The organism is Pseudooceanicola sp., from assembly GCF_041987405.1.
Taxonomy (GTDB): Bacteria; Pseudomonadota; Alphaproteobacteria; order Rhodobacterales; family Rhodobacteraceae; genus Pseudooceanicola.
Map to the genome: position 1 here is coordinate 665,962 of NZ_JBHIWR010000001.1, position 25,164 is coordinate 691,125.

The 25,164-nt window shown below is 65.6% G+C and carries 18 protein-coding genes and 1 tRNA gene; 12 read left to right on the forward strand and 7 right to left on the reverse strand.

Features of this window, described 5'->3' with window-relative positions; all coding sequences use genetic code 11:
• Position 1: 1 nt before the first annotated feature.
• From ACFC2Y_RS03200 to ACFC2Y_RS03210, 3 genes are all read right to left on the reverse strand, one after another.
• Positions 2 to 526: a division/cell wall cluster transcriptional repressor MraZ gene (locus ACFC2Y_RS03200; protein WP_375173606.1), complete on the reverse strand. Its 525-nt coding sequence runs from the start codon at positions 524 to 526 to the stop codon at positions 2 to 4.
• A gap of 690 nt (positions 527 to 1,216) precedes the next feature.
• On the reverse strand, positions 1,217 to 1,690 hold the full coding sequence (locus tag ACFC2Y_RS03205; RefSeq protein WP_375173607.1) for a GNAT family N-acetyltransferase: 474 nt from the start codon (positions 1,688 to 1,690) through the stop codon (positions 1,217 to 1,219).
• On the reverse strand, positions 1,674 to 2,747 hold the full coding sequence (locus tag ACFC2Y_RS03210) for an Mrp/NBP35 family ATP-binding protein (RefSeq protein ID WP_375173608.1): 1,074 nt from the start codon (positions 2,745 to 2,747) through the stop codon (positions 1,674 to 1,676). The genes ACFC2Y_RS03205 and ACFC2Y_RS03210 overlap by 17 nt, the downstream gene beginning before the upstream one ends.
• Positions 2,748 to 3,056: 309 nt before the next feature.
• On the opposite strand from ACFC2Y_RS03210, the gene ACFC2Y_RS03215 reads away from it, so the two are divergent.
• Positions 3,057 to 3,278, forward strand: a complete 222-nt coding sequence (locus tag ACFC2Y_RS03215; protein WP_375186399.1) for a DUF1127 domain-containing protein — start codon at positions 3,057 to 3,059, stop codon at positions 3,276 to 3,278.
• 440 nt (positions 3,279 to 3,718) lie between these two features.
• Here ACFC2Y_RS03215 and ACFC2Y_RS03220 read toward each other — a convergent pair whose 3' ends face one another.
• The gene (locus ACFC2Y_RS03220) at positions 3,719 to 6,085 is read right to left on the reverse strand and encodes an ATP-dependent helicase (RefSeq protein WP_375173610.1); all 2,367 of its coding nucleotides are present in this window, start codon (positions 6,083 to 6,085) and stop codon (positions 3,719 to 3,721) included.
• 257 nt (positions 6,086 to 6,342) lie between these two features.
• Between ACFC2Y_RS03220 and ACFC2Y_RS03225 the strand changes: the two genes are divergently transcribed.
• The 4 genes from ACFC2Y_RS03225 (at position 6,343) to ACFC2Y_RS03240 (ending at position 12,271) form a co-directional block, all read left to right on the forward strand.
• Positions 6,343 to 7,491: an alpha-hydroxy acid oxidase gene (locus ACFC2Y_RS03225; RefSeq protein ID WP_375173611.1), complete on the forward strand. Its 1,149-nt coding sequence runs from the start codon at positions 6,343 to 6,345 to the stop codon at positions 7,489 to 7,491.
• 209 nt (positions 7,492 to 7,700) lie between these two features.
• The gene (locus ACFC2Y_RS03230; RefSeq protein ID WP_375173612.1) at positions 7,701 to 11,141 is read left to right on the forward strand and encodes a pyruvate carboxylase; all 3,441 of its coding nucleotides are present in this window, start codon (positions 7,701 to 7,703) and stop codon (positions 11,139 to 11,141) included.
• A gap of 112 nt (positions 11,142 to 11,253) precedes the next feature.
• Positions 11,254 to 11,328 (forward strand) — tRNA-Gly (locus ACFC2Y_RS03235).
• Positions 11,329 to 11,470: 142 nt separating this feature from the next.
• Positions 11,471 to 12,271, forward strand: a complete 801-nt coding sequence (locus tag ACFC2Y_RS03240) for a TlpA family protein disulfide reductase (protein WP_375173613.1) — start codon at positions 11,471 to 11,473, stop codon at positions 12,269 to 12,271.
• Here the strand turns inward: ACFC2Y_RS03240 and putA are convergent.
• Positions 12,268 to 15,936 (reverse strand): bifunctional proline dehydrogenase/L-glutamate gamma-semialdehyde dehydrogenase PutA, encoded by a 3,669-nt coding sequence (putA, locus tag ACFC2Y_RS03245; RefSeq protein ID WP_375173614.1) that lies wholly within the window; start codon positions 15,934 to 15,936, stop codon positions 12,268 to 12,270. The genes ACFC2Y_RS03240 and putA overlap by 4 nt on opposite strands.
• 141 nt (positions 15,937 to 16,077) lie before the next feature.
• Between putA and ACFC2Y_RS03250 the strand changes: the two genes are divergently transcribed.
• The 5 genes from ACFC2Y_RS03250 (at position 16,078) to cysG (ending at position 20,296) form a co-directional block, all read left to right on the forward strand.
• Entirely contained in the window at positions 16,078 to 16,557 is a 480-nt protein-coding gene (locus ACFC2Y_RS03250) for an Lrp/AsnC family transcriptional regulator (protein ID WP_375173615.1), read from the forward strand.
• Positions 16,558 to 16,611: 54 nt separating this feature from the next.
• Positions 16,612 to 17,463 (forward strand): fumarylacetoacetate hydrolase family protein, encoded by an 852-nt coding sequence (locus ACFC2Y_RS03255; RefSeq protein ID WP_375173616.1) that lies wholly within the window; start codon positions 16,612 to 16,614, stop codon positions 17,461 to 17,463.
• Complete coding sequence (locus tag ACFC2Y_RS03260) at positions 17,460 to 17,840, forward strand: hypothetical protein (protein WP_375173617.1); 381 nt, start codon at positions 17,460 to 17,462, stop codon at positions 17,838 to 17,840. Before ACFC2Y_RS03255 ends, ACFC2Y_RS03260 begins: the two co-directional genes overlap by 4 nt.
• Positions 17,837 to 18,670 (forward strand): alpha/beta fold hydrolase, encoded by an 834-nt coding sequence (locus ACFC2Y_RS03265; RefSeq protein WP_375173618.1) that lies wholly within the window; start codon positions 17,837 to 17,839, stop codon positions 18,668 to 18,670. The genes ACFC2Y_RS03260 and ACFC2Y_RS03265 overlap by 4 nt, the downstream gene beginning before the upstream one ends.
• A gap of 240 nt (positions 18,671 to 18,910) precedes the next feature.
• Positions 18,911 to 20,296 carry a siroheme synthase CysG gene (cysG, locus tag ACFC2Y_RS03270; RefSeq protein ID WP_375173619.1) on the forward strand — a complete coding sequence of 462 codons (1,386 nt, stop codon included), beginning with the start codon at positions 18,911 to 18,913 and terminating at the stop codon, positions 20,294 to 20,296.
• A 7-nt stretch (positions 20,297 to 20,303) separates the two neighbouring features.
• Here cysG and ACFC2Y_RS03275 read toward each other — a convergent pair whose 3' ends face one another.
• Complete coding sequence (locus tag ACFC2Y_RS03275) at positions 20,304 to 21,473, reverse strand: ABC transporter substrate-binding protein (RefSeq protein ID WP_375173620.1); 1,170 nt, start codon at positions 21,471 to 21,473, stop codon at positions 20,304 to 20,306.
• Entirely contained in the window at positions 21,470 to 22,054 is a 585-nt protein-coding gene (locus ACFC2Y_RS03280; RefSeq protein WP_375173621.1) for an ANTAR domain-containing response regulator, read from the reverse strand. Before ACFC2Y_RS03280 ends, ACFC2Y_RS03275 begins: the two co-directional genes overlap by 4 nt.
• A gap of 469 nt (positions 22,055 to 22,523) precedes the next feature.
• Here ACFC2Y_RS03280 and ACFC2Y_RS03285 point away from each other — a divergent pair, with 469 nt between their 5' ends.
• Positions 22,524 to 23,891: a CmpA/NrtA family ABC transporter substrate-binding protein gene (locus tag ACFC2Y_RS03285; RefSeq protein ID WP_375173622.1), complete on the forward strand. Its 1,368-nt coding sequence runs from the start codon at positions 22,524 to 22,526 to the stop codon at positions 23,889 to 23,891.
• Between the two features lie 158 nt (positions 23,892 to 24,049).
• Positions 24,050 to 25,135: an ABC transporter permease gene (locus tag ACFC2Y_RS03290; RefSeq protein WP_375173623.1), complete on the forward strand. Its 1,086-nt coding sequence runs from the start codon at positions 24,050 to 24,052 to the stop codon at positions 25,133 to 25,135.
• The last annotated feature ends 29 nt before the right edge of the window (positions 25,136 to 25,164 follow it).

The window sequence follows — 25,164 nt, forward strand, 5'->3', positions numbered from 1 at the left end:
CTTACTCCACCCCGTCTTGTGATGCGGCGAACATCAGCGTGTCCAGCTCTGCATCGGGGTCGAAATCGTCGCCCAGATCGTCTTCGTACTCGGCCATCATCGCCTTGTAATCGTCGCGCTTCCATAGCTGGAAGGTCTTAAGATCCCCGACAAATGTCACGTATTCGTCCTTACCCAGCCCCAGCTTCTCGCGCACCTTGGCGGGCACGACGATACGGCCTGTCTCGTCAACGGAGACCTGCACGGCGGAGCCGATGAAGTGTTCGCGCAGCGCCTTGGACCGGCGGTCAGCCTTCGGCTGACGGGCCAGAGCATCCTGCACTTCGGCGATGGACTGGATGGAGTAGCCCTCGACAAAGCCGTCAAGGCGGCGGGAGGTCAGGAGCACCAGTTTCGGCTGGTCGCCGGGCTGCCATTCGGGATCCTGGCTTTCGAGGACACGGCGGAAGTCAGACGGGATCGACAGGCGGAACTTTGCGTCCACCTTCATGTCCTCGCTGCCCTGGAACCGCTGCGTGTAGCCCACGTCCCTCGTCCTGTGCCCCGTTCAGTTTCTGGCCCCTGAAACGGAAACGGCGGATAGGAGCTGCTGCCACTGCCCTATCCGCCGCCCTCGTCCCGTTTCCGGGTATGTCCGACTGCGCGCGCCACCTGGGGGGGATGTCTGCTCGCCCGCGCGCCGGATCTCTTGGTTCGATGAAAGCGGGTGCCTGTATGATCACTGCCTTGGGTTTTTTGTTTGGGGTCTTGGTGCCCCGTTCCCGTCTCATCTGATGAACTATGGATGCCATGGGTGATCATGGGACGCAACGGAAAAATTGCTTAAAAATGGTTAATGACAGGCTTATCCACAAGGACTTGCGAAGGATAGTGGGGTAATTCATCGGCAATTTTTGGCCTATATATGTGTCGTGACGAAAACCTACACTATATATAGCTCAGACTGCGTGCCGCCCGGTTCATCCCACAATATCCAAAGAAAAGTTATACAGAGGCGAAAATCGCCCACAATTGCACCGGGAGGGACGGTCATTTCTTAACAAACAGACCGAATTATTCACGAATCGCGGCAGGATTCGGGGCGAGATCCCTGCGACTCCGACAGATCTCCCCGCTGACTCTGCCCCCATGGGACGACATGGGTCGCACTGCCCCACGGCCCGCCCATGAAATCCCAACCGACCCATGGCATCCCAGCCGGGTCCCTAGGGCAGGTTCAGGTCAAAGGGAGATGCAGCAATGGCAGCCAACGTCCGGGAATGCTTTCCGAAGGGCTCTGCCCCACTCTCTCAGCCCCACATGACAGATAGAAGGCCTCCGCCCCGGGATCGGCGACGATGGTCAGCCTCTGCGCGCCCGCCGCTCGCGCCGCCCCAATAGCCCAAGCGAGAAGACGACGCCCAATGCCGCGCCGCATGGCCCCGGGATGGATAAAGAGCTTCTCCAACTCCGCCTCCAGTCCCTCGACGCTGATCTGCGCGACACCCAGGGGACCTCCTGCCGCCTCCGCCATATGAGTGGGCATGGCGGTCAGATCGCCCGGGTGGAGGGTCAGTTCCGCGCGGCAGGCCTCCAGAAAGGCGGCGTCATAGCCCCAGACCGCTTTGGACTGCAGGCAGAGCTCCGACAGCGCCGGGCAATCCGCCGGGCGCACGTCACGGTAGGCGACGGGATCAGGCGATCCCGCCACGGATCAGCCCCTGCGCCAGCTGCGCGTAGGCCTCCGCCATCGGGCCATCGCCCGCGGCAATCGGCGTGCCCGCATCCCCCGCCAGGCGGGTGTCGAGATCGATCGGCAACTGACCCAGAAGCGGCACGCCCATCTTCTCGGCCTCCGCCGCGACACCGCCATGGCCGAAGATATGCGCCTCATGCCCGCAATTGGGACATATATAAGTAGACATGTTCTCGATCAGCCCCAGGACCGGCGTCTTGAGCGTCTTGAACATGTCGATCGCCTTGCGCGCATCCAGCAGCGCCACGTCCTGCGGGGTGGAGACAACCAGCGCCCCCGACACGTCGCTGCGCTGGCATAGGGTCAGCTGTACATCCCCGGTGCCGGGCGGCAGATCGACGATCAGCACATCCAGCTCGCCCCAGGCCACCTGCCCCAGCATCTGCTGCAGCGCCCCCATCAACATGGGTCCACGCCAGACCACGGCTTTGTCTTCTTCTATCATGAACCCGATGGACATCAGCGTGACGCCATGGGCATGCAACGGCTCGATCGTTTCACCATCGGGCGAGGCGGGTCGACCCTTGGCCCCCATCATCCGTGGCTGCGACGGACCGTATATATCGGCATCCAGCAGCCCGACCCGGCGCCCCTGCCGCGCCAAAGCCACGGCGAGGTTGGAGGAGACTGTAGATTTGCCCACCCCGCCCTTGCCGGAGGCGACCGCGATAATGCGGTCCACACCGGCAGGCCGCGTCGGCCCGGCCTGGGGCTTGGGATGCCCCCCGACCTTGAGCTGCGGGGCCTGGGTCGGTTTCGGCGCGCCCTCATGTGCCGTCAGCACGAGGCTGACGTCCGACACACCCGGCACGGCGCGCACCACTTCCTCGGCGGCGCGGGTCAGTCCCGACATCTGGCGGGCGATTTCGGGGGACGGAGCCTCGATCACGAACCGCACCTGACCGCCCTCGACCGTCAGCGCGCGGATCATGTCGCGACTCACCAAAGTCCCGCCATCGGGAAGCTCAATTCGCTGCAGTGCAGCAAGAACGTCGTCTTTCGATACGGCCATTTAGCGCCTCCTGAGCTGTCAAAGGCCTGTCTAACGCGCATGGAAGCCGAGTTCCACCCGCCGAAAACGCCATTCAGGACGTTGCGTCACCTCGAATCCAAACGCTTCGGCGCTGCATAGTTTCTATGCGTGACCATTTTTTATCCATTTATATCAGCAATTTGAAAAACGTTGTTGACTATGCATCTTTTGCATAGCTGCGTTGCAGCATCATCCATTGTGCAATCGCAGAAAAGGGGTAGATTGAATGCAACAAGTCGCTGACGGGGCAAACGCTTCCGACGCGACACTGACGAAAGGTACGAACCGATGGCAATGATGACCGAAACCCGCAGCGTCGCAGCTCCCTCCCATGGTGGCTTCTTCTCGCGCCTCGTGGCCGGTCTGACGGAGCGCTACACGCAATATGCGGCCTACCGCAAATGCGTCGAAGAGCTCTCCGCCCTGAACGACCGTGAGCTGCGCGACCTGGGTCTGCACCGCTCCATGATCCGCTCCCTGGCGCACGAAGAAGCCTACCGGAGCATGTAATTCAGAGTTCGGACGGCCCTCTCCTCCTCCCTGGGCCGGTCGAAAACAGCGGCGACATCTCTCCTCCTCCCTGATGTCGTCGCGCCCTATCCCCGGAGCCGGGTAAGACGCTCCGCACGAGATGCACCGGTCCTCTCCTCCTCCCTGGACCGGTGATAGCAAGACCGGCGGCCCCTCTCCTCCTCCCTGGGGTCGCCGGACACTGCACAACAGCATCGGTGGCCCTCTCCTCCTCCCTGGGTCATCGTGAAATGGAACCGCGGCGCCTCTCCTCCTCCCTGGCGTCGCGGTTTTCTCTTTTCAGGGGGCTTCATCTTTCCGCAAATACTCCCGCCGGAGGCATCCGATGCCATTGGCGGCACGGATGGCTTGGGGGCGCTGCCCCCTTGAGCCCTGAGGGGCTCAATTCCCCCGGAGTATTTTTGGAAAGATGAAGGGGATCAGAAGGGGATGTCGTCACTGGACATGACGAATTTCGCGACGACCTTTTTCGGCCCGGCCTTTTCGAAATCAATGTCCAGCTTGTCGCCCTCGATCCCGGTCACGGCGCCATAGCCGAACTTCTGGTGAAAGACGCGGTCGCCGATGGTGTAGCGGCTGACCGCTTCGAGGTCGATCACCTGCGACCGCGTCTCGCGCGGCTGGCTGACCGGGCGCTGGTTGGCCCGGGCCTGCATGCGTTTCCAGCCGGGGGAGTTGTAGACATTGGCCTCGCTGGCGCGCTGGTGGATCGTCGATTCGACCTGGGGCTGCCCGGCGGCTGCGCCAAATCCGCCGCCGTAAAGGCCGGGGGGCGTCAGCACCTCGACATGCTCCGAGGGCAGTTCGTCGATGAAGCGGGAGGGGAGCTGGCTCTGCCACTGGCCAAAGACGCGGCGGTTGCCGGCGAAAGAGATCGTGCAGATCTCCTCTGCCCGGGTGATGCCGACATAGGCCAGGCGGCGCTCCTCTTCGAGGCCCTTGAGGCCGCTCTCGTCCATGGAGCGTTGCGAGGGGAAGAGACCGTCCTCCCACCCCGGCAGGAAGACCGCCGGAAACTCCAACCCCTTGGCCGCATGCAACGTCATGATTGACACTTTCGCACCCTGATCGTCGGTTTCATTGTCCATGATCAGGCTGACGTGTTCGAGGAAGCCCTGTAGATTGTCAAAGTTCTCAAGCGCTTTGACCAGTTCCTTGAGGTTCTCCAGACGACCGGGGGCCTCGGGCGTCTTGTCATTCTGCCACATCGCGGTGTAGCCGCTTTCGTCCAGCACCATCTCGGCCAGTTCGATATGGCTGAGGTCCGCATGGCCCGTCATCCGGCCCCATCGTTCGAGGTTGTCGACCAGCGCGCGCAACTGCCCCGCACCCTTGCCGGTGATCCCGCCTTCGGCCAGCAGGATGCGCGCGCCCTCGACCAGTGGGACGCCGTTCTGGCGCGCGGTCACCTGAATCTTCTGCTGCGCCTTGTCGCCCAGGCCACGTTTGGGGGTATTGACGATGCGCTCAAAGGCCAGGTCATCGGAGGGCGAGACGATCAGGCGGAAATAGGCCATGGCATCGCGAATCTCGAGCCGTTCGTAGAAGCGCGGCCCGCCGATGACGCGGTAGGGCAAACCGATGGTCAGGAAACGATCCTCGAAGGCGCGCATCTGGTGGCTGGCGCGGACGAGGATGGCCATTTCGTCCAGTGAAATCGGGCGCATACCGCGGGTGCCGCTTTGCATGGCCTCGATTTCCTCGCCGATCCAGCGGGCCTCTTCCTCGCCGTCCCAGTGACCGATCAGGCGGACCTTTTCGCCGCCCTGCGCCTCGGTCCAGAGCTCCTTGCCCAGCCGCCCCTCATTGCCGCGGATGACGCCCCCGGCGGCGGCGAGGATATGCTCGGTGGAGCGATAGTTCTGTTCCAGCCGGACGACCTTCGCGCCGGGAAAATCCTTTTCGAACCGCAGGATATTGCCCACTTCTGCCCCGCGCCAGCCGTAAATCGACTGGTCGTCGTCGCCGACGCAGCAGATGTTCTTGTGCCCGCCCGCCAGCAGGCGCAGCCAGAGGTACTGGGCGACGTTGGTGTCCTGGTATTCGTCGACGAGGATGTATTTGAACCAGCGCTGGTATTGGGCCAGCACATCTTCATGCTTTTGAAAGATCGTGACGATATGCAGAAGCAGGTCACCGAAATCCACCGCGTTCAATTCCAGCAGGCGGCGCTGGTATTGATCGTAGAGCTCGGTGCCCCGGTTGTTGAAGGCGGAGGATTCGGCGGAGGGGACGTTTTCCGGCGTCCAGGCCCGGTTCTTCCAGTGGTCGATGATGCCGGAGAGCTGCCGGGCGGGCCATCGCTTTTCGTCAATGTTGTTGGCGTTGATCAGCTGTTTCAGTAGGCGGATCTGGTCGTCGGTGTCGAGAATGGTGAAGTTGGATTTGAGGTCCACCAGCTCCGCATGCCGACGCAGCAGCTTGACGCAGATCGCGTGGAAGGTGCCCAGCCAGTGCATGCCCTCGATATCTTGGCCCAGCATGCGGCCGACGCGGGTCTTCATCTCCTTCGCGGCCTTGTTGGTGAAGGTCACGGAAAGAATCTCGTTCGGCGCGGCGCGGCCGGTGTTGAGCAGATGGACAATGCGCGCGGTCAGCGCCTTGGTCTTGCCGGTACCGGCGCCGGCCAGCATCAGGACAGGGCCATCCAGCGCCTCGACCGCCTCGCGCTGCGCGGGGTTCAGATCATCGAGATAGGGCGCCGCACGGACAGATGTGCGCGCGGCCATGGCACGGGCGGAAAGCGAGGCACCCTCGAAGGCGTCTTGTTCGTCATAGCTGCTCATGCGCGCAAGGATAGCGCGTCAGGGCGCAAAACGGAAGAGTGTGTTCACGACTTGTTCACATCAAAATCAGCACTACCGTGCCCCGGCCCCGCGCCGGGGCCTCGCACCTCAGAGAGCTACGGTTTCGGCGCGCTCGGCCACTGGTGAGGCCCCGGCGCAAGGCCGGGGCATGGGGTTGCGTAAGGCCGGGGCGTGGGGCGGCTTTCCGCCCTATTGGGACTTGTCAAACCCCCGGTGACCGGACACTCTCGCCCGTCATGGATCTGGATCTTTCGCACCCCACCCTCCCCGACCTGCGTGCCCGCGCGAAACGGCGCCTGCCGCATTTCGCCTGGGAATACCTCGACAGCGGCACGGGCGAGGATGCCGCAATCCGCCGTTCGCGGGCGGCATTGGATGCGGTGGCCCTGGCGCCCGCGGTTCTCAAGGGGCGCACGGTGCCGGACCTTTCCACCACTTTCCTCGGGCGCGACTATGCCCGGCCCTGGGGCGTGTCGCCGGTCGGCATGACCGGGCTCTTCTGGCCGGGGGCGGAGGTGACGCTGGCGCAGCATTGCGTCGAGCTGGGCCTGCCCTTCGGGTTGTCGACGGTCGCGGCGGCCTCGGTCGAGGATCTGGCGCCGCATATCGGGGATCGCGGGTGGTTTCAGCTCTATCCCCCGCGCGTGCCGGAGCATTGCGAGGATTTGCTGAAGCGCGCGAAAGATGCGGGGTTTCATACGCTTGTCCTCACGGTCGACGTGCCGGGCCCGTCGCGGCGCGAACGCCAGCGGCGCGGCGGGTTGCAGACGCCGCCCCGGATCACGCCGCGGCTCTTCCTGCACTCCATGATGCGCCCGCACTGGGCGCTGGCGGTGGCCAGGGCGGGCGTGCCTTCGGTGCGGGGGCTGGCCAAATATGCCTCTCCGCATGAGCCCGCGCGCCATGTCGGGCTGGCGCCCCATGCGGCGCCGGATGCGGATCTGCTGAAACGTCTGCGCGATCTTTGGGACGGGCCGATCGTAGCCAAGGGCGTGCTGGTGCCCTCGGATGCGGTGATGCTGCGGGATATGGGCGTCGATGCGGTCTGGGTGTCGAACCACGGCGGGCGGCAGTTCGACGGCTGCCCCGGCTCCGCCGAGGCGTTGCCTCTGGTGCGGCAGGCTGTGGGGCCGGACTATCCGCTGATCTTCGACGGCACGGTCTCCTCGGGGCTGGACGTTCTGCGGGCCATCGCGCTTGGCGCGGATTTCGTCATGCTGGGGCGGCCCTGGCTCTGGGGTGTGGCCGCCTTCGGGGCGCGCGGCGCGGCGCATGTCAGCCATATCCTGACGGAGGACATGAACTCCGGCATGATCCAGATGGGGATCACCCGGCCGGAGGAGGTGCGCGGGCGGCTGTGGACGGATGTGATCGCGCCTCAATGATCCCCGTGCTGCACTGCAGGACCGCCGGAGACACCCGGCGGGCCCACACCACAGTCATCAGACATGCTGGCAAATAAGCGTTACCGCTAACGATTTGCAGGTTTTGCAATCCACAATCGAACAGGTTTGCACTTAGCAAATTCCGCACTTGCGCCGCGTCGCGGCATATTGTTTGCTCTGCGGAAATTCCCTCTCATGGAGAAGACCCCATGGCCGACTTCCAGAAGATCCTGATCGCTAACCGCGGTGAAATCGCCATCCGCATCATGCGGGCCGCCAACGAGATGGGGAAGAAAACCGTCGCCGTCTACGCGGAGGAGGACAAGCTGGGCCTCCATCGCTTCAAGGCGGATGAGGCCTACAAGATCGGCGAAGGTCTGGGCCCGGTTGCGGCCTATCTGAGCATCGAGGAGATCATCCGCGTGGCCAAGATGTCCGGCGCGGATGCGATCCATCCGGGTTATGGCCTGCTGTCGGAAAATCCCGATTTCGTGGATGCCTGCGACGCGGCCGGGATCACCTTCATCGGGCCGAAGGCGGCGACAATGCGCGCTCTTGGCGACAAGGCCAGTGCGCGCAAGGTCGCGGTCGAGGCCGGTGTGCCGGTCATCCCTGCCACCGAAGTGCTGGGCGATGATTTCGACGCCATCATCAAGGAGGCGGAGGAAATCGGCTACCCCCTGATGCTCAAGGCCTCCTGGGGTGGTGGCGGGCGCGGGATGCGGCCGGTCGAGAACTCGAAAGAGCTGAAGGAAAAGGTGTTGGAGGGGCGGCGCGAGGCCGAGGCCGCCTTTGGTAATGGCGAGGGCTATCTGGAAAAGATGATCACCCGCGCGCGGCATGTCGAGGTGCAGATCCTGGGCGACACGCAGGGCAATATCTACCACCTTTATGAGCGCGACTGTTCGGTGCAGCGCCGCAACCAGAAGGTCGTCGAACGCGCCCCCGCGCCCTACCTGAGCGAAGCGCAGCGCGAGGAGCTGTGCGAACTGGGCCGCAAGATCTGCGCCCACGTGAACTACGAATGCGCGGGCACGGTCGAGTTCCTGATGGATATGGAAACCGGCGCCTTCTACTTCATCGAGGTGAACCCCCGCGTGCAGGTCGAACACACCGTGACCGAAGAGGTCACCGGCATCGACATCGTGCAGGCCCAGATCATGATCGCCGAGGGCAAGTCGCTGGCGGAGGCGACCGGCAAGGCGTCGCAATATGATGTCAAACTCACCGGGCACGCTTTGCAAACCCGGATCACCACGGAAGATCCCACGAACAACTTCATCCCTGACTACGGCCGGATCAGCGCCTACCGGTCGGCCACTGGCATGGGCATCCGGCTCGACGGCGGCACGGCTTATGCGGGGGGCGTGATCACGCGCTACTACGACTCGCTGCTGGTGAAGGTGACGGCCAAGGCGGCGACGCCGGAACAGGCGATCCGCCGAATGGACCGGGCGCTGCGCGAATTCCGCATCCGGGGCGTCAGCACGAACATCGACTTCGTGATCAACCTGTTGAAGCACCCGACGTTCCTCAACAACCAGTACACGACCAAGTTCATCGACACGACGCCCGAGCTCTTCGATTTCAAACCGCGCCGGGATCGCGGGACCAAGGTCCTGACTTATATCGCTGATATCACGGTGAACGGGCATCCCGAAGTGCAAGGCCGTCCCCTGCCCCATCCCGACCTGAAACCCCCGCGCATCCCGGAGGTGAAGGGCGAGGTTCCCAAGGGCACCCGCGACCTGCTGGACGACAAGGGGCCGGAGGCGGTCGCCGAGTGGATGAAGGACCAGACAGAACTGCTCTTCACCGACACGACGATGCGCGACGGGCACCAGTCGCTGCTGGCGACGCGGATGCGGTCGCTCGACATGGTGAAGATTGCGCCGGTCTATGCGGCGAACCTCAGCCAACTCTTCTCGGTGGAATGCTGGGGCGGCGCGACCTTCGACGTGGCCTATCGCTTCCTGCAGGAATGCCCCTGGCAGCGGCTGCGTGACATCCGGGCGCACATGCCCAACATCCTGACCCAGATGCTGCTGCGCGCCTCGAACGGGGTGGGCTATACCAACTATCCCGACAATGTGGTGCAGGAGTTCGTCCGCCAGGCGGCAGATACGGGCGTGGACGTCTTCCGCGTCTTCGACAGCTTGAACTGGGTGGAGAACATGCGCGTGGCCATGGATGCGGTGCAGGCGGCAGAGAAGATCTGCGAGGGCACGATCTGCTACACCGGCGATGCGCTGGACCCGGCGCGGGCCAAGTACGACATCAAGTATTACGTCGACATGGCGAAGGAGATGGAAAAGGCCGGCGCGCATGTCCTTGGGATCAAGGACATGGCCGGTGTGATGACGGCCCCGGTCGCCAAGGTCCTCTTCCCCGCGCTAAAGGACGCGGTGGACCTGCCAATCCACTTCCACACGCATGATACCTCCGGCGCGGCTATCGCGACGATCCTGACGGCGGCGGAGGCCGGGGTGGACTGTGTGGATGCCGCGATGGATGCACTCTCGGGCAACACCTCTCAGCCGACCTTCGGATCGGTGCTGGAGGCGCTGAAGCATGGCGAGCGCGCCAGCAGCATCGACATCGTGGCAGTGCGCGAGGTGTCGAACTACTGGGAAGCGGTGCGCGGCCAGTATGCGGCGTTTGAGTCGGGCATGCAGGCCCCGGCGTCGGAGGTCTATCTGCACGAAATGCCAGGCGGGCAGTTCACCAATCTCAAGGCGCAGGCCCGGTCCCTGGGGCTGGAAGAGCGCTGGCACGAGGTGGCGCAGGCCTATGCCGATGTGAACCAGATGTTCGGCGACATCGTGAAGGTCACGCCCTCGTCCAAGGTCGTGGGTGACATGGCGCTGATGATGGTCAGCCAAGGGCTGACCCGCGCGGATGTGGAAGACCCGAAGAAGGATGTCTCCTTCCCCGACAGCGTGATCGACATGATGAAGGGCAACCTCGGCCAGCCGCCGGGCGGTTTCCCCGAGGCCATCGTCAAGAAGGCGCTGAAGGGCGAGAAACCGAACACGGACCGGCCGGGCAAGCACCTGAAGCCGATCGACCTGGAAGAGAAGCGGGCGGAGGCCGCCGAGGCCTGCGGCGGGGTGGAGATCGACGACGAGGATCTCAACGGCTACCTGATGTATCCCAAGGTCTTCACCGATTATGCCCTGCGGCACGAGATGTACGGCCCCGTGCGGACCCTGCCGACGCTGACCTTCTTCTACGGCATGAAACCCGAAGAGGAGATCACGGCCGAGATCGACCCCGGCAAGACCCTGGAAATCCGCCTGGTCACCGTGGGCGACACCCAGGACAACGGCGAGGTGCGGGTCTTCTTCGAGTTGAACGGCCAGCCCCGCGTGGTGCGCGTGCCCGACCGCAAGGCCACCGGCACCAAGGCCGCCGCGCCCAAGGCCGACCCGACCAACCCAAACCATGTCGCCGCCCCGATGCCGGGCGTCGTCGCCTCCCTCGCCGTGACGGCAGGGGCCAAGGTGAAGGAGGGCGACCTGCTGCTGACCATCGAGGCGATGAAGATGGAGACCGGCCTGCACGCCGACCGCGACGGGGTCATCAAGGCCGTCCATGTCACCGCCGGGGCGCAGATCGACGCCAAGGATCTGCTGGTGGAGTTCGAGTAGGCGGTTGATCTGCCTCACAGGTCGTCAGGGAGAGCGAAAAATCTGGCCGCAGCTGCAAATTCCCCCTTGCACCCAGAACGGCTTCTTTATACATGCTCCCCTACCCAAGGAAGCGGGCGTAGCTCAGGGGTAGAGCATAACCTTGCCAAGGTTAGGGTCGGGCGTTCGAATCGCCTCGCCCGCTCCAATTTTCCCTCACGGGAAACGCGAAAAGGGTCGCCGTTAGGCGGCCCTTTTGCCGTTTATCGGCACCTCTGCGTGATCCCCCATGGCACGTCGCGCGGCGACGGGGCAAGGTGGCGCGACCCATCACGATCCCGGCGCGCCTCTTGTCCGATTCCACTGCCACTCTCCTGACCTGGCCCTGGGCCCTTGGCCTCGGCGGTCTGATCCTGCTTGTGCTGATTGGCGAGGTTCTGGCCCGCCGCGACCGGCGGCATGGGCGCGGCCTGCCCCCGGGCGTGTCCAGTGTGGCGCTGGTCCTTGTCTGGGGGATCGCGGCGCGAGTCGCGGCGCTGCGGGGCAATGGACTTGCCGCGATGGCCGGTCCTCTGGAGGCCGGGCTCTCGCCGCTCTGGGGGCTGGCGGCGGCGATGGCCGTGGGGCTGGGCTGGGCCCTGCGGCGCAGTCAATTGGTCCGGCCGCTGGCGGTGGTGGCGCTGGTCGGGGTGGCGACCGGGGTGCCCGCGCTGTTGAAACCGCCCGCTGGTGACGGCCGCACGCTGGAGGGGGCGGTCCTGCCCGCGCTCGGCGGGGCGGAGGTTGACCTGGCGCAGCGCGACGGGCGGGCGCTGGTGCTGAACCTCTGGGCCAGCTGGTGTGGCCCCTGCCGCAGCGAAATGCCGATGATGCAGCAGGTGGCCGCGCAGAGGCCGGATGTGGAAATCCTCTTTGCCAATCAGGCGGAGGACAGCCGGACCATCGCGCTTTTCCTCGCGCTCGAGGGGCTCTCGGGCGAGGCGGTCCTGATCGACGCGGAGCGGCGACTGGCGCGGCGCTATGGCTCCGCCGCGCTGCCCTCGACCTTTTTCTTCCGCTCGGACGGTCAGCTGGCCGGGGCGCATATCGGTGAGCTTTCCGAGGCGCAGCTGCTGGAGTGGATCGCCAAGCTGACCGGCGAGCAGCCCTAGCCCGCCTTGGCCAGAAGGGTGGCATTGCCCCCCGCCGCGGTGGTGTCGATACAGACGGCGCGTTCGTGGACATAAGCCGCCGGGTCGATCCGAGCGGTGATGAGCGGCAGGATAGCCCCGTCGCGCGCCGCCAGATCAGGGCGCAGCGCGGTGTCGGGGCTGGCCACGGCATCCACCGACAGGGTCTCCAGCGCGTTTTCGGGCAGGGTTCCGTCCAGCGCGGTGAGGGGCAGGTCCGCGCCCGTCAGCACCTCCAGGATCGCGGGCGCGCCGGGGGCCAGGGCAAGTACGGCATTGCCGGTGCCAAGGGCCTGCACGACCTGCGCCAAGAGGTGATCCTCATCGGGCCCGAGGCACAGGACAGTGCCGCGCGGGATCAGGCTCAGCCGGTTGGATTCGCCCGTCGGCCCGGGCAGGTCCAGCGGGCCCATGTCGAGCGCGGCGGTGGCGCTCATCGCCTCGGGGGCGCCGCCGCGCAGGCGGGAGCGGAGGGTGGAGATGCGGGTGGTGCTGGTTGCCCAAGCGCCCGGGGTCAGGTCCGCAAGGGCCAGTTGCAGTGTGTCGAGGGGGACTGGGGTGGACTGCACCGGTTCGATCTCGACCGCTGCTGTGGGCCTGCGGAACCGGGTGAGGTAGAGCGGCCCGCCAGCTTTCGGCCCGGTGCCGGATAGTCCCTCGCCGCCAAAGGGTTGCGAGCCGACGACGGCGCCGATCTGGTTGCGGTTGACGTAGAGGTTGCCGACATGCAGCGCATCGACCACCTGTTGCACCCGGCCGTCGATGCGACTGTGCAGCCCGAAGGTCAGGCCGTAGCCCTTGGCGTTGACTGCCGCGATGACGTCCCCGATCCGGTCGGCATCGAACCGCGCGACATGCAGGACGGGCCCGAAGACCTCGCGCTGCATCTCCTCGATCCCGGAGACGCGGAAGACATGGGGGGCGACATGCAGGCCGTCGCCAGTCTGGTCGCCCGGATGGTCGCCCGTCTGGTCGAGGCGTTTCAGCAGACGGCCCTTGCCCTCCATCTCCTCGCAGTAGCTGATGATGCCATCGTGCGCCTCCTGGTCGATGACGGGGCCGACATCGGTGGACAGGGTCCAGGGATCGCCCATGCGCAGGGCGTCCATCGCGCCGAACAGCATGTCGAGCACGCGGTCTTCGACGTCGCGCTGGACGTAGAGGATGCGCAGGGCGGAGCAGCGTTGCCCGGCCGACTGGAAGGCGGAGGCGAGGATATCGCGCACCGCCTGTTCGGGCAGCGCGGTGCTGTCCACGATCATGGCGTTCATGCCGCCGGTTTCGGCGATGAGCATGGCCTCGGGGGCGGTTTTGGCCAGTTGCCGGTTGATGATCTGCGCCACCTCGGTCGAACCGGTGAAGCAGACGCCGACAATGCGCGGATCGGCGGTGAGCGGCGCCCCGACGGAGGGGCCATCGCCGGGCAGCAGTTGCAGGACATCGGCGGGAATTCCGGCCTCATGCATCAGCGCAGCGGCGCGGGCGGCGATCAGCGGGGTCTGCTCGGCGGGTTTGGCGATCACGGCGTTGCCGGTGACGAGGGCCGCGGCGATCTGGCCGGTGAAGATGGCGAGCGGGAAGTTCCAGGGGCTGATGCAGACGATGACGCCGCGCGCCTGGGTGTCGCGTTCGGCGGTGGCGGCCTGTCCCGCGTAATAGCGCAGGAAATCAACCGCTTCGCGCACCTCGGCCACGCCATCGGCCAGCGTCTTGCCCGCCTCGCGGGTGCAGAGGGCGAAGAATTCTGCGGCGTGGGTTTCGTAGAGGTCGGCCACGCGGCGCAAGATCGCGGCGCGGTCGGCGACGGGGGTTGCGGCCCAGGCGGGCTGGGCGGTTTCGGCGGCGGTGATGGCGCGGGTGACGTCCTCGGCCGTGGCCTCGTGCACATGGCCCACCACGTCGGAGGGATCGGCGGGGTTGAGGACGGCGCGTGCATCGGGGCCCTCCCCGGCGCGCCATTCGTAACCTTTTGCAAAGGGTTTTCGGGCAGTATCGAGCGTGTTGAGGGTCGTCGGGTCGGTCAGGTCCCATCCCTTGGCGGCATTGCGCCCCTTCCCGTAGATCCGGGAGGGGTGCTGGATCGCCGGGTTGGGTGCGGGATCACAATGATTGAAAGGATCGCGGGCGATGGTTTCGGGGGCGACACCCTCGTCCACGATCTGGTGCACGAAGGAGGAGTTGGCACCGTTTTCAAGTAGCCTGCGGACAAGGTAGGCCAGCAGGTCGCGATGCGCGCCGACGGGGGCGTAGATGCGGCAGCGGGTCCCTTCGGCCTTCAGGACCGTATCATGCAGCGCCTCGCCCATACCGTGCAGGCGCTGGAACTCAAAGCTGTCGCGGGTCAGGGCGGTGGCGCGACTCGCGGTTTCCGGGTCCTGCGCGCTGTCGGAGCCGAGGTTCGTCCTCTCGTCGGCCATCGCCAGGATCGCGGCGACGGAATGGGCGTTGTGGGTGGCGAACTGCGGATAGATCCGGTCGCGATAGGCCAGGAGTTGCCGGGCGCAGGCGATATAGCTGACGTCGGTATTGGCCTTGCGGGTGAAAACCGGGAAACCATCAAGGCCGAGGACCTGGGCGCGCTTGATTTCGGTATCCCAATAGGCGCCCTTGACCAGACGGACCATGATGCGGCGGTCGAGGCGTTTCGCCGTGGCATATAGCCAGTCGATGACATGGGCAGCGCGGGGGCCATAGGCCTGGACCACCACACCGAACCCGTCCCAGCCTGCGAGGCTGTCGTCGGAAAGGACGGTTTCGATCACGTCGAGAGAGAGGTCGAGGCGGTCCTGTTCCTCCGCGTCGATGTTGAAGCCGATCTTCGCGTCGCGGGCGGCCCGGGCGAGTTGCAGGGTACGGGCGACCAGCTGCGGCAGCATCTCCTCGCGCTGCGCCTCCTCGTAGCGGGGATGCAGGGCGGAGAGTTTGACGGAGATGCCGGGATTGCGACGGATGTCGTCACTACGGGCGGCGGCGGTGATGGCGGCGATGGCCTGCGCATAGGCGCCGTGATAGCGCATCGCGTCGTCCTCGGTCCGGGCGGCCTCGCCCAGCATGTCGTAGCTGTAGGCGTAGCCCTCCTTTTCGCGGCCCCGGGCGCGGGTCATCGCCTCGTTGATGTCGCGGCCCAGGACGAATTGCGCGCCCATCTCGCGCATGGCGCGGCCGACGGCGGTGCGGATCACCGGTTCGCCCAGACGGCGGACCATGCCGCGCAGGGCGCCGACGACGCCCTCGTCCTCGTCATCCAGCACCCGTCCCGTCAGCATCAGCGCCCAGGTCGAGGCATTGACCATGAGCGAGCCGCTGTCGCCCACATGCGCCCCCCAGTCATGCGGCGCGATCTTGTCCTGGATCAGATCGTCGATGGTTTCGGCATCCGGCACGCGCAGCAGGGCCTCGGCCAGGCACATCAGCGCGACGCCCTCCTTGGTCGAAAGACCGTATTCCGCCAGAAAGCTCTCCATCATGCCGGGATCGGAGGAGGCGCGGACCTTGCGGATCAGCGCGGCGGCGCGGTCCGAGATCTCCGCCCGGTCGTCGTCGGTGAGGTCGGCCCGGGTGGTCAGGCGGGCCAGGGCCTCGGCTTCGGGGCCGAGGGTGGCGGCGCGCATCGCAGTGCGGATGTCGGCGGGGGTCTGGGCGGTCATCGGGCCTCCTGCGGGTCGGGATCGGGACTGACTCTGGCGGGCATTATACACGGGGTTCGGGGGTGTTGCGGATCTGAGTTTTGACCGTTCGCTGCCCAACAGCCTTGATTTGACACGGGGTTTTAGGCGATACGATCTGTCATGACCGAAGATTCGGACCATTTGGACCAGTTCGACCATCGCATTCTCGCCGCGCTCGCCAAAGATGCGCGGCTGTCGATGGCGTCGCTGGCGGATCTGGTCGGTCTGTCCAAGACACCGGTGACTGTGCGGCTGAAACGGCTGGAGGCGGCGGGCTATATCCGGGGCTATCACGCGGCGCTGGATGTGGACCGCCTGGGCCTGGCGCAGGTAGCCTTTGTCCAGGTGACGCTGACCCAGACGACCGCCACCGCGCTGGAGGAGTTCAACGCCGCGGTGCGCAAGGCGCGCGCGGTCGAAAGCTGCCACATGATCGCGGGCGGGTTCGACTATCTGCTCAAGATCCGGACCCGCGACGTGGCGGCCTATCGCAAGGCCCTGACAGAAGTTATCGCCCATCTGCCCCATGTCGCGCAGACCTCGACTTTCATGGCGATGGAGACGGTGAAGGACAGCCCGGCCATCCTGCCCATGCGCTGACAGTTTGCACTCCCCCGCGCTGCGTGGTTCTTTGGCGCAAACTGGGAGGACAAGATGCGGTTTTTTGCTTTCACCAAGGATGGCGTGGCCGGGCTGGCTGTGAAGACGGAGGCGGGCTACGCCGGACTGATGGCCGAGGATGCCTCCTACCCCGGGACGCTGGACGACATCCTGCGCGAGGGGCGGCTGGAGGCGGCGGGCCGGGCGCTGGCGGCGGGCGATGTGATCGACGTGGAGACGGTGACGCCTGCCCTGCCCTTCACCCGCGCGGGCAAGGTGCTGTGTGTCGGGCTGAACTATGCCGACCATGCCTCCGAAACCGGGCATGAGCCGCCGCCCTATCCGACCGTCTTTGTCCGGTTCAACGACAATCTCGTCCCGCACGAGGGGGAGCTGGTGCGCCCGGCCCTGTCCACGCATTTCGATTACGAGGCCGAGATGGTGGCGGTGATCGGCACACGCGGGCGGGCGATCCCCCGGGCACAGGCGCTTGATCATGTGGCGGGTTATACGCTGTTCAACGACGGGTCGATCCGGGATTTCCAGATGGCGACGCCGCAGTGGACCCTGGGCAAGAATTTCGACGCGACCGGGGCGCTTGGGCCGGAGTTCGTGATGGCCGAAGACCTGCCCGAAGGGGCGCGCGGGCTGCGGATCTGCGCCCGGCTGAACGGCGAGGTGGTGCAGGACAGCAATACGGAGCTGCTGATCTACGATGTCGCCACGCTGGTCGAGAAGCTGTCGGCGGTGATGACGCTGGAGGTGGGCGACATGATCGTCACCGGGACGCCCGCCGGGGTCGGCATGGCGCGGGACCCGCAGCTGTGGATGAAGCCGGGCGATGTCTGCGAGGTGGAGGTCGAGGGGATCGGCGTGTTGCGCAACCGCGTGGTGGCCGAAGAGTGATCGGTCTGGGCGACAGGCTGGCGCTGATGCAGGTGCGGCTGGGCGAGCGGCCGCATCTGGCGCGGCTTGGCGCGCTGTTTTCCGATACGGTTCTGCTGATGGTCGACGGGGCGGAGTATTACCTTGTCTTCGACCGGGGCCAATTGGCGCGGATCGTCGAGGGGCCGAGCCGCAAGACGCCCTATCAGTTCGGGATCGTCACCGATGCGGAGGCGCTCACCGCCTTCTGGTCGCCACTGCCTGCGCCAGGGTTTCACGACCTCTTTGCGCTGGTCAAGATCGGGCGGGCGGAGGTCCGGGGCGATATGCTGCGACTGGTCAAGAACCTGAGGTTCATCAAGGAGTTCCTCGCCCTCGGACGGGAGGCGGTGGCATGATCGAACCGATCACCGGGCGTTATCTGACCGCGGAGGTCGCGGGACGCACGCAGCGGATTTTCTTTGAGGAGGCCGGAGAGGGTCGGCCTGTGCTGTGCCTGCATACCGCCGGATCGGATGCGCGGCAGTGGCGGCATCTGATGAACGACGCGGAGGTGACGGCGGGCAACCGGCTGATCGCCTTTGACATGCCCTGGCACGGGCGCAGCCTGCCGCCCGAGGGGTTCCAGACCGAGCAGTACGAGCTGACGACGGAGGTCTATATCGAGACGATCCTGGCGGTGATCGACGGGCTGGGGCTTGAGCGGCCTGTGCTGGCCGGGACCTCCATGGGCGGACGGATCGCGCTGCAGCTGGCGGCGCTGCATCCGGACCGTTTTGCCGGGTTCATCGCCATCGAGGCCTCGGATTTCCAGCCCGCCTGGTATGACATCGACTGGTTCGACCGGCCCGATGCGGATGGCGGGCAGATGGGGGCGGCGCTGGTGTCCACCAATATCTCGCCGCATGCGCCGGAGACGGAGCGGTGGAACACCCTGTGGCTTTTCATGCAGAGCGGGCCGGGTGTGGTGCGGGGCGATCTGAGCTTTTATTCCACCGACGACAGCCTGATCGGACGGCTGGCCCAGATCGACACAGCGAAGACGCCGGTGCATATGCTGGTCGGGGCCTATGACATGACCTGCAGGGTCGAGGATGCGCGCCGCACGGCGGAGGCCATCCCCGGCGCGACCCTGACGGTGATGGAGGAGCTGGGCCATTTCCCGATGAGCGAGCACCCCGAGGGATTCCGGCCCTATTTCCTGGACGCCCTGACGCGCATGCCGTGAGGCCGTATCGGCGAGAATTGGCACGCATTACGCCCACTTTTTGGGCGAAATTGCCAAAGCTGCCCGGAAAATGCAGGATACCCCTTGCCCCGCCGCCCCTGCCCGCCTTACGGCTGAGACAGCGACAACGGCGTCGCTGACCCCCGAAAGACCGGATACCTGGGCAAGGCTGCTCGACCGAACACGACAGGAGTCGTGTGGATGTCGGCGGCCCAACATGCGTTGCAAGGATCGAGAGCCATGAAGAATTTCCCCATGTTCCTGCGGATGGACGGACGCCGTGTCGTGCTGTGCGGCGGTGGCGAGGAGGTGGCGCGCAAGGCCCGGCTGATCCTGAAGACCGAGGCGCGGATCACGCTGGTGGCCGAAGAGCTGGACGCGGAATTGCAGGGGCTGGTTGCCTCCGGGCGGGCCGATCATGTGACGCGTGCCGGTGCGGATGACTTTGAGGGCGCGGCGCTGGTCTTTATCGGCACGGGCGAGGATGAGCTGGACGCCGCGCTGGCGGCGCAGGCGCGGCGCGCGGGTGCGGTGGTGAATGTCATCGACCGGCCGGAGCTGTGCGACGCCTTCACCCCCTCGATCGTGGATCGTGACCCGCTGGTCGTGGCCATCGGCACGGAGGGGGCCGCGCCTGTTTTGGGCCGGGCGATCAAGACAGAGGTGGAAACCATGCTGTCGCCGCGCCTCGGCCCCTTTGTCGCACTGGCCGGGCGGCTGCGCGATGCGGTGGCCGAGAAGATTTCACCCCAACAACGCCGGGGGTTCTGGGAATGGGCCTTCAGCGGCGAGGCCTACCGCGCCCATCTGGCCGGCCGCGAGAGGGAGGGCGCGCGGCTGCTGAAGGAGGCGATTGCGGAGGGGCGTGCCCCTGACGCCACCGGGCATATCGCGCTGGTCGGGGCCGGCCCCGGGGCGCGGGATCTGCTGACGCTGCGGGCGGTGCAGCGGCTGCAACAGGCGGATGTGATCTATTACGACCGGCTGGTCGATCCGGAGGTTCTGGAACTGGCGCGGCGCGATGCGGATCGGGTCTATGTTGGGAAAGAGGTCGGCTCCCACGCCTGGCCGCAGGAGAAGATCGACCGGCTGATCGTGGCCGAAGCCCGGAAGGGCCGCCGCGTCGTGCGGTTGAAATCGGGCGATCCGTCGATCTTCGGCCGCGCGGAGGAGGAGCTTTCGGCGGCCCGAGCAGCCGGGATCGAAACAGAAATCGTGCCGGGCATTACCGCCGCCTCGGCCGCCGCAGCCGCTATCGGGCGACCACTCACGGAACGGGGTGAAACGGATACTTTCGTCATCACCACGGGCACCTGCCGCCCCGGGGATGCTGCACCGGACAAGGTCCTGATGGCCCGTCCCGGCACGACGACCGCCTTTTACATGGCGGTCGACAAGGCGGAGGAGGTACAGGCCGGATTGTTGGCGGGCGGCGCCCCCGCCGCCTGCCCGGTGGAGATCGTGGCGGCAGCGAGCACCGCGCGCGAACGGCATGTGAAAACGGTGCTGGGCGATCTGGCGGCGTGCATCACGCGCGAGGGGATCAGCAGCCCGGCCATCCTGATGGTGAGCTATCCGAAGTCGCTGGCCGGTGCCGCCGGGGAGATGTCGCGCCAGTTCGCCTGAACGCGCCTTACCTTCGCTCCGGGTCAAAGACCGTCCCGTCAAAGAAACGGTCCGGGGCCAGGATGACCCGCCCGGTTTCCGACGCGACCTCGGTCGCGTGATCCAGCCCGCCTTCCAGCTTTTCCGACGCGCTAGGAAGATCGGCGCCGACGCCGCGCAGGTGGTTGCGGTAGATGTCAGTGCGGAAGACGGCCTTGGCGGCGGTGATTGCCTCGGCCTGATCCAGGCCGGTGCGGGCGGCGATGCGCATCCCCATCCAGGCCGCCTGCGACCGCCAGGGGAAACCCGCCGCGCCTGCCCCGAAGACCAGGAAACCAGGGGCTTCACGCAGGTCGCCTTGGGGCGAGATGGTGAAGACGCCACGCAGGGCCCGTTCGACCAGATCGACTGGCAGGCCCAGATAATCGGGCCGGGCCATGATTTCCGCCGCCACTTCCCGCTTGTCCGGCTGGTCCAGCCAGGTCGAGGCCCGCCAGAGGGCGCGCAGCAGTTTGCGGGTCAGGTCGGGGTTCTCATCCGCCCAGCCATCGCGCACCGCCAGCACCTTTTCGATGGAGGATTGCCGGATGGCGGAACTGGGCAGCAGCATCACGCCATCGCCGTTTTCGACCGCGAGCGAGCCCCAGGGTTCGCCGACGCAGATTGCGTCCACCTCGTCCGAGGCCATGGCCTGTGCCATCAGCGGCGGCGGGATGGTGCGGACCGAGAGGGATTGTGGCGCGGCGAGGCCCAGCTTCTCCAGCCAGTAGTAGAGCAGTTCGGCATGCATGGAGAAGGGAAAGGGCACCGCGATGCGCAGGGGGCGGCCAAGGGCGATCAGCGCCCGGCCCGCCGCGGTGGCATCGGCAAAGTCGAACTCGTAACCGGATGCGCGCATCTCTGTCGCGAGGGCGATGGAGATGGTGATGGCATTGCCGGAAAGGTTGAGGGCGGAGATGACCTCCATCCCCCCACCCAGGGCGCCGAGGCCAAGCGCCCCGGCCACCGGCACCGGGGCCAGCATCTGGGCGGCGTCGAGCTTGCCCAGCACGAGGTAGTCGCGCAGCGAGGACCAGGAGGTCGCCTTGACCAGCGACAGGTCCAGCCCCTCTTCGGCGGCGAAGCCCATTTCGCGGGCCACCACCAAGGGGGCGGCATCGGTCAGCGGCAGAAACCCGGCCGTCAGGATCCGGGTCATGAGAGCAGCCCCGCGGCTGTCACCAGCGCCTCGGCCACGTCGCTGACGCGGCGGCCGCGATCCATGGCGGTCTTGCGCAGCATGGCGTAGGCCTCATCTTCGGACATGCCCTTGGACTTCATCAGGATGCCCTTGGCGCGGTCGATGACCTTGCGTTCTTCGAGGGCGCGTTTGGTCGTTTCCAATTCCGTCCGCATGCGCTTGAAGACGCTGAACCGGCTGATTGCGGCGTCCAGGACCGGGCGGATGCGATGCGTGTGCAGCCCGTCGACCACATAGGCGGAGACCCCCGCCTCCACCGCGGCCTGGGTCAGCCCGTCGTCGGAGCGGTCCACGAACATGGCGACCGGGCGTTCCAGCGGACTGGAGGCGCTGGCCAGTTCTTCGAGGATATCGCGGGAGGGGCTTTCGATGTCGATCAGAACGACATCGGGGTTCCGTTCGGCGACGTGGCGGGCCAGTCCGGAGGATTCCGAGATCACCGACACGACAAAGCGGTCGCTGCCGCCGAGGCCGTCGACGATCTGCAGGGCCCGCTCCCGGTCCGATTCCACGACAAGTACTGACAGTTGATCTGGCATGGGCTCATCTTCTGCGCTGCAGCGGGCGGTGTCGCAAGGGGATTCGAGGGGGTGGTCTGGCCGCATCCTGACGCGAATTCGCGGGCGGGCGGAGGGCGGAATCACCCACACACCTCAGCAAAACAAGGCGATCCCTGTGGGGCAGACATCGCGGGGCGTGGATTCGCAGCGCGTGAATTTTGAACCACCCCCCGCCCGTCCGATTAAAAATTGTGCATCGGGGCCTTTCTGCACCCGCAAAATCAGTGAGCCTGGCGGAAAACCCGGGATTTCCCTTTCGTCAGACGCCGCGCCGGGGCTATCCAGAGGAAGACCAACTGCAATGGCGCAGACGGTCCGGAATTTCCCATCGACCGGGACAAGCTGAGCAAGGCCGCTCGCACTCCGCCTCCAAGGGCGTGATGTGCTGCGGCCTATTTGCGTTCTGCTCCGTCCCATCTGGACCGGAGCCAACTGGAAAGGAAAGACGATGAAGAAAGTATTCTTTGGCCTCGCCGCTTCTGTCGCGCTGGCAGGTCCGGCTTTCGCCGAAATGCTGGATCTTGAAAAGGACGAGCTGACCTTCGGGTTCATCAAACTGACCGACATGGCGCCTTTGGCCGTGGCCTATGAACAGGGGTATTTCCTCGACGAGGGCCTCTTTGTCACGCTGGAGGCGCAGGCCAACTGGAAGGTGCTGCTGGATGGCGTGATCGGCGGGCAACTGGACGGCGCGCATATGCTGGCCGGTCAGCCGCTGGCCGCCACCATCGGCTTTGGCACCGAGGCGCATATCATCACGCCCTTCTCAATGGATCTCAACGGCAACGGGATCACCGTCAGCAACGAGATCTGGGAACAGATGAAGCCGAATATCCCGACGATGGACGACGGCCGCCCGCAGCACCCGATCTCCGCCTCGGCCCTCGCGCCGGTGGTCGAGAAGTACAAATCCGAGGGCAAGCCCTTCAACATGGGCATGGTTTTCCCCGTCTCCACCCACAATTACGAGCTGCGCTACTGGCTGGCCGCCGGCGGTCTGCACCCGGGCTACTATTCCACCGACAATATCTCCGGCCAGATCGCGGCGGATGTGCTGCTGTCGGTGACCCCGCCGCCGCAGATGCCCGCGACGCTGGAGGCCGGGACGATCTATGGCTACTGCGTGGGCGAGCCCTGGAACCAGCAGGCTGTCTTCAAGGGCATCGGCGTTCCGGTCATCACCGACTACGAATTGTGGAAGAACAACCCCGAGAAGGTTTTCGGCATCTCGGCCGAGTTTGCGCAGCAGTATCCCAACACCACCAAGGCCGTGACCAAGGCGCTGATCCGCGCGGCCATGTGGCTGGATGAAAACGACAACGCGAACCGCATGGAAGCGGTGGAGATCCTGTCCAAGCCCGAATACGTGGGCGCCGATGCGGAGGTGATCGCGAACTCCATGACCGGCACCTTCGAATACGAGAAGGGCGACAAGCGCGAGGTTCCCGACTTCAACGTCTTCTTCCGCTACAACGCCACCTACCCCTTCTATTCGGACGCCGTGTGGTACCTGACCCAGATGCGTCGTTGGGGCCAGATCGCCGAAGCCAAGTCGGACGAATGGTATGACGAGGTCGCCCGGAAGGTCTATCGCCCGGACATCTACCTCGAAGCGGCCCGCCTGCTGGTGGATGAGGGTCTGGCGAACGAAGCCGACTTCCCCTGGGACAGCGACGGCTACAAGGCCCCGACCCCGGCGGCCGATATCATCGACGGTATCGAATACGACGGCAAAGCCCCGAACGCCTATCTCGACAGCCTGCCGATCGGCCTGAAGGGCCAACAGAAGGTCGTCGGCAACGAGGTCCAGGGCTGAGGCCCGGCCCACAAGCGGTGCGTGACGGCGCGCACCCTACAGAACGGGACGGCGGGCGGGGCGAGGCTCCGACAGGGGCAAGCGCTGCCTGCCGTCTCAGACAACACCGGCCGCAACGGCGTGGCCCCACAGAACCCAGCTTTAGCAAGGACGGACACATGACCGCCATCGACCACCAGGATCTGGACGCCGCCGCCGCCAAGGAGGCCCGCCGCGCCCGGCTCTTCACCACAATCAACAAGGCCGACAAATGGCTGACCGTACTGGGTCTGGCCTGGGTCGCGCCGATCCTCAAGGCCGTCGCGGGGGACAACCCCAAGGCGCAGGCGGGGGAGATCTGGCGCCTGCTTGGGGTGCCGCTGCTGGCCATTGCGGCATTCCTGATCCTCTGGGGCAACCTCGCCCCCAAGGTGGAGACATCGCTTGGTGCCGTCCCCGGCCCTGTCGAGGTCTGGACCGAGGTGGTCAACCTGCACGAGGACGCGCAGGACAAGGCCGCCAAGAAGGCCAAGTTCGAGGAAATGGTCGACAAGCGGAACGCCAAGCTGATCGCGGCGGGCAAGGAAGACCAGGTCAAGCAGGTCGCCTATACCGGCGCGCCCAGCTACTACGAACAGATCTGGACCTCGATCAAGACGGTCTTCTTCGGCTTCCTGATCGCCACAGCCGTGGCCGTTCCCATGGGGATCGCAGCCGGCCTGTCGCAGACCGCCAACGCCGCGCTGAACCCGCTGATCCAGATCTTCAAACCGGTCTCGCCGCTGGCCTGGCTGCCGATCGTGACGATGATCGTTTCGGCCGTCTACACGACCAATGACGGCATGTTCTCCAAATCCTTCCTGATCTCGGCGATCACCGTGACGCTCTGTTCGCTCTGGCCGACGCTGATCAATACCGCGCTTGGGGTGGCCTCCATCGACAAGGACCTGGTGAACGTCTCCAAGGTTCTGAAAATGAACACCTATACCAAGATCGTGAAACTGGTCCTGCCCTCGGCCCTGCCGCTGATCTTCACTGGTCTGCGCCTGTCGCTCGGTGTGGGCTGGATGGTTCTGATCGCGGCGGAAATGCTGGCCCAGAACCCGGGCCTGGGCAAATTCGTCTGGGATGAGTTCCAGAACGGGTCGTCGCAGTCGCTGGCCAAGATCATGGTCGCCGTCTTCACCATCGGGATCATCGGTTTCCTGCTGGATCGGGTGATGTTCGCACTGCAGGCCGCCTTCACCTTCACCAACAACCGCTGATCGGCGCGGCGCTCAAGTAGCAAAGCGGT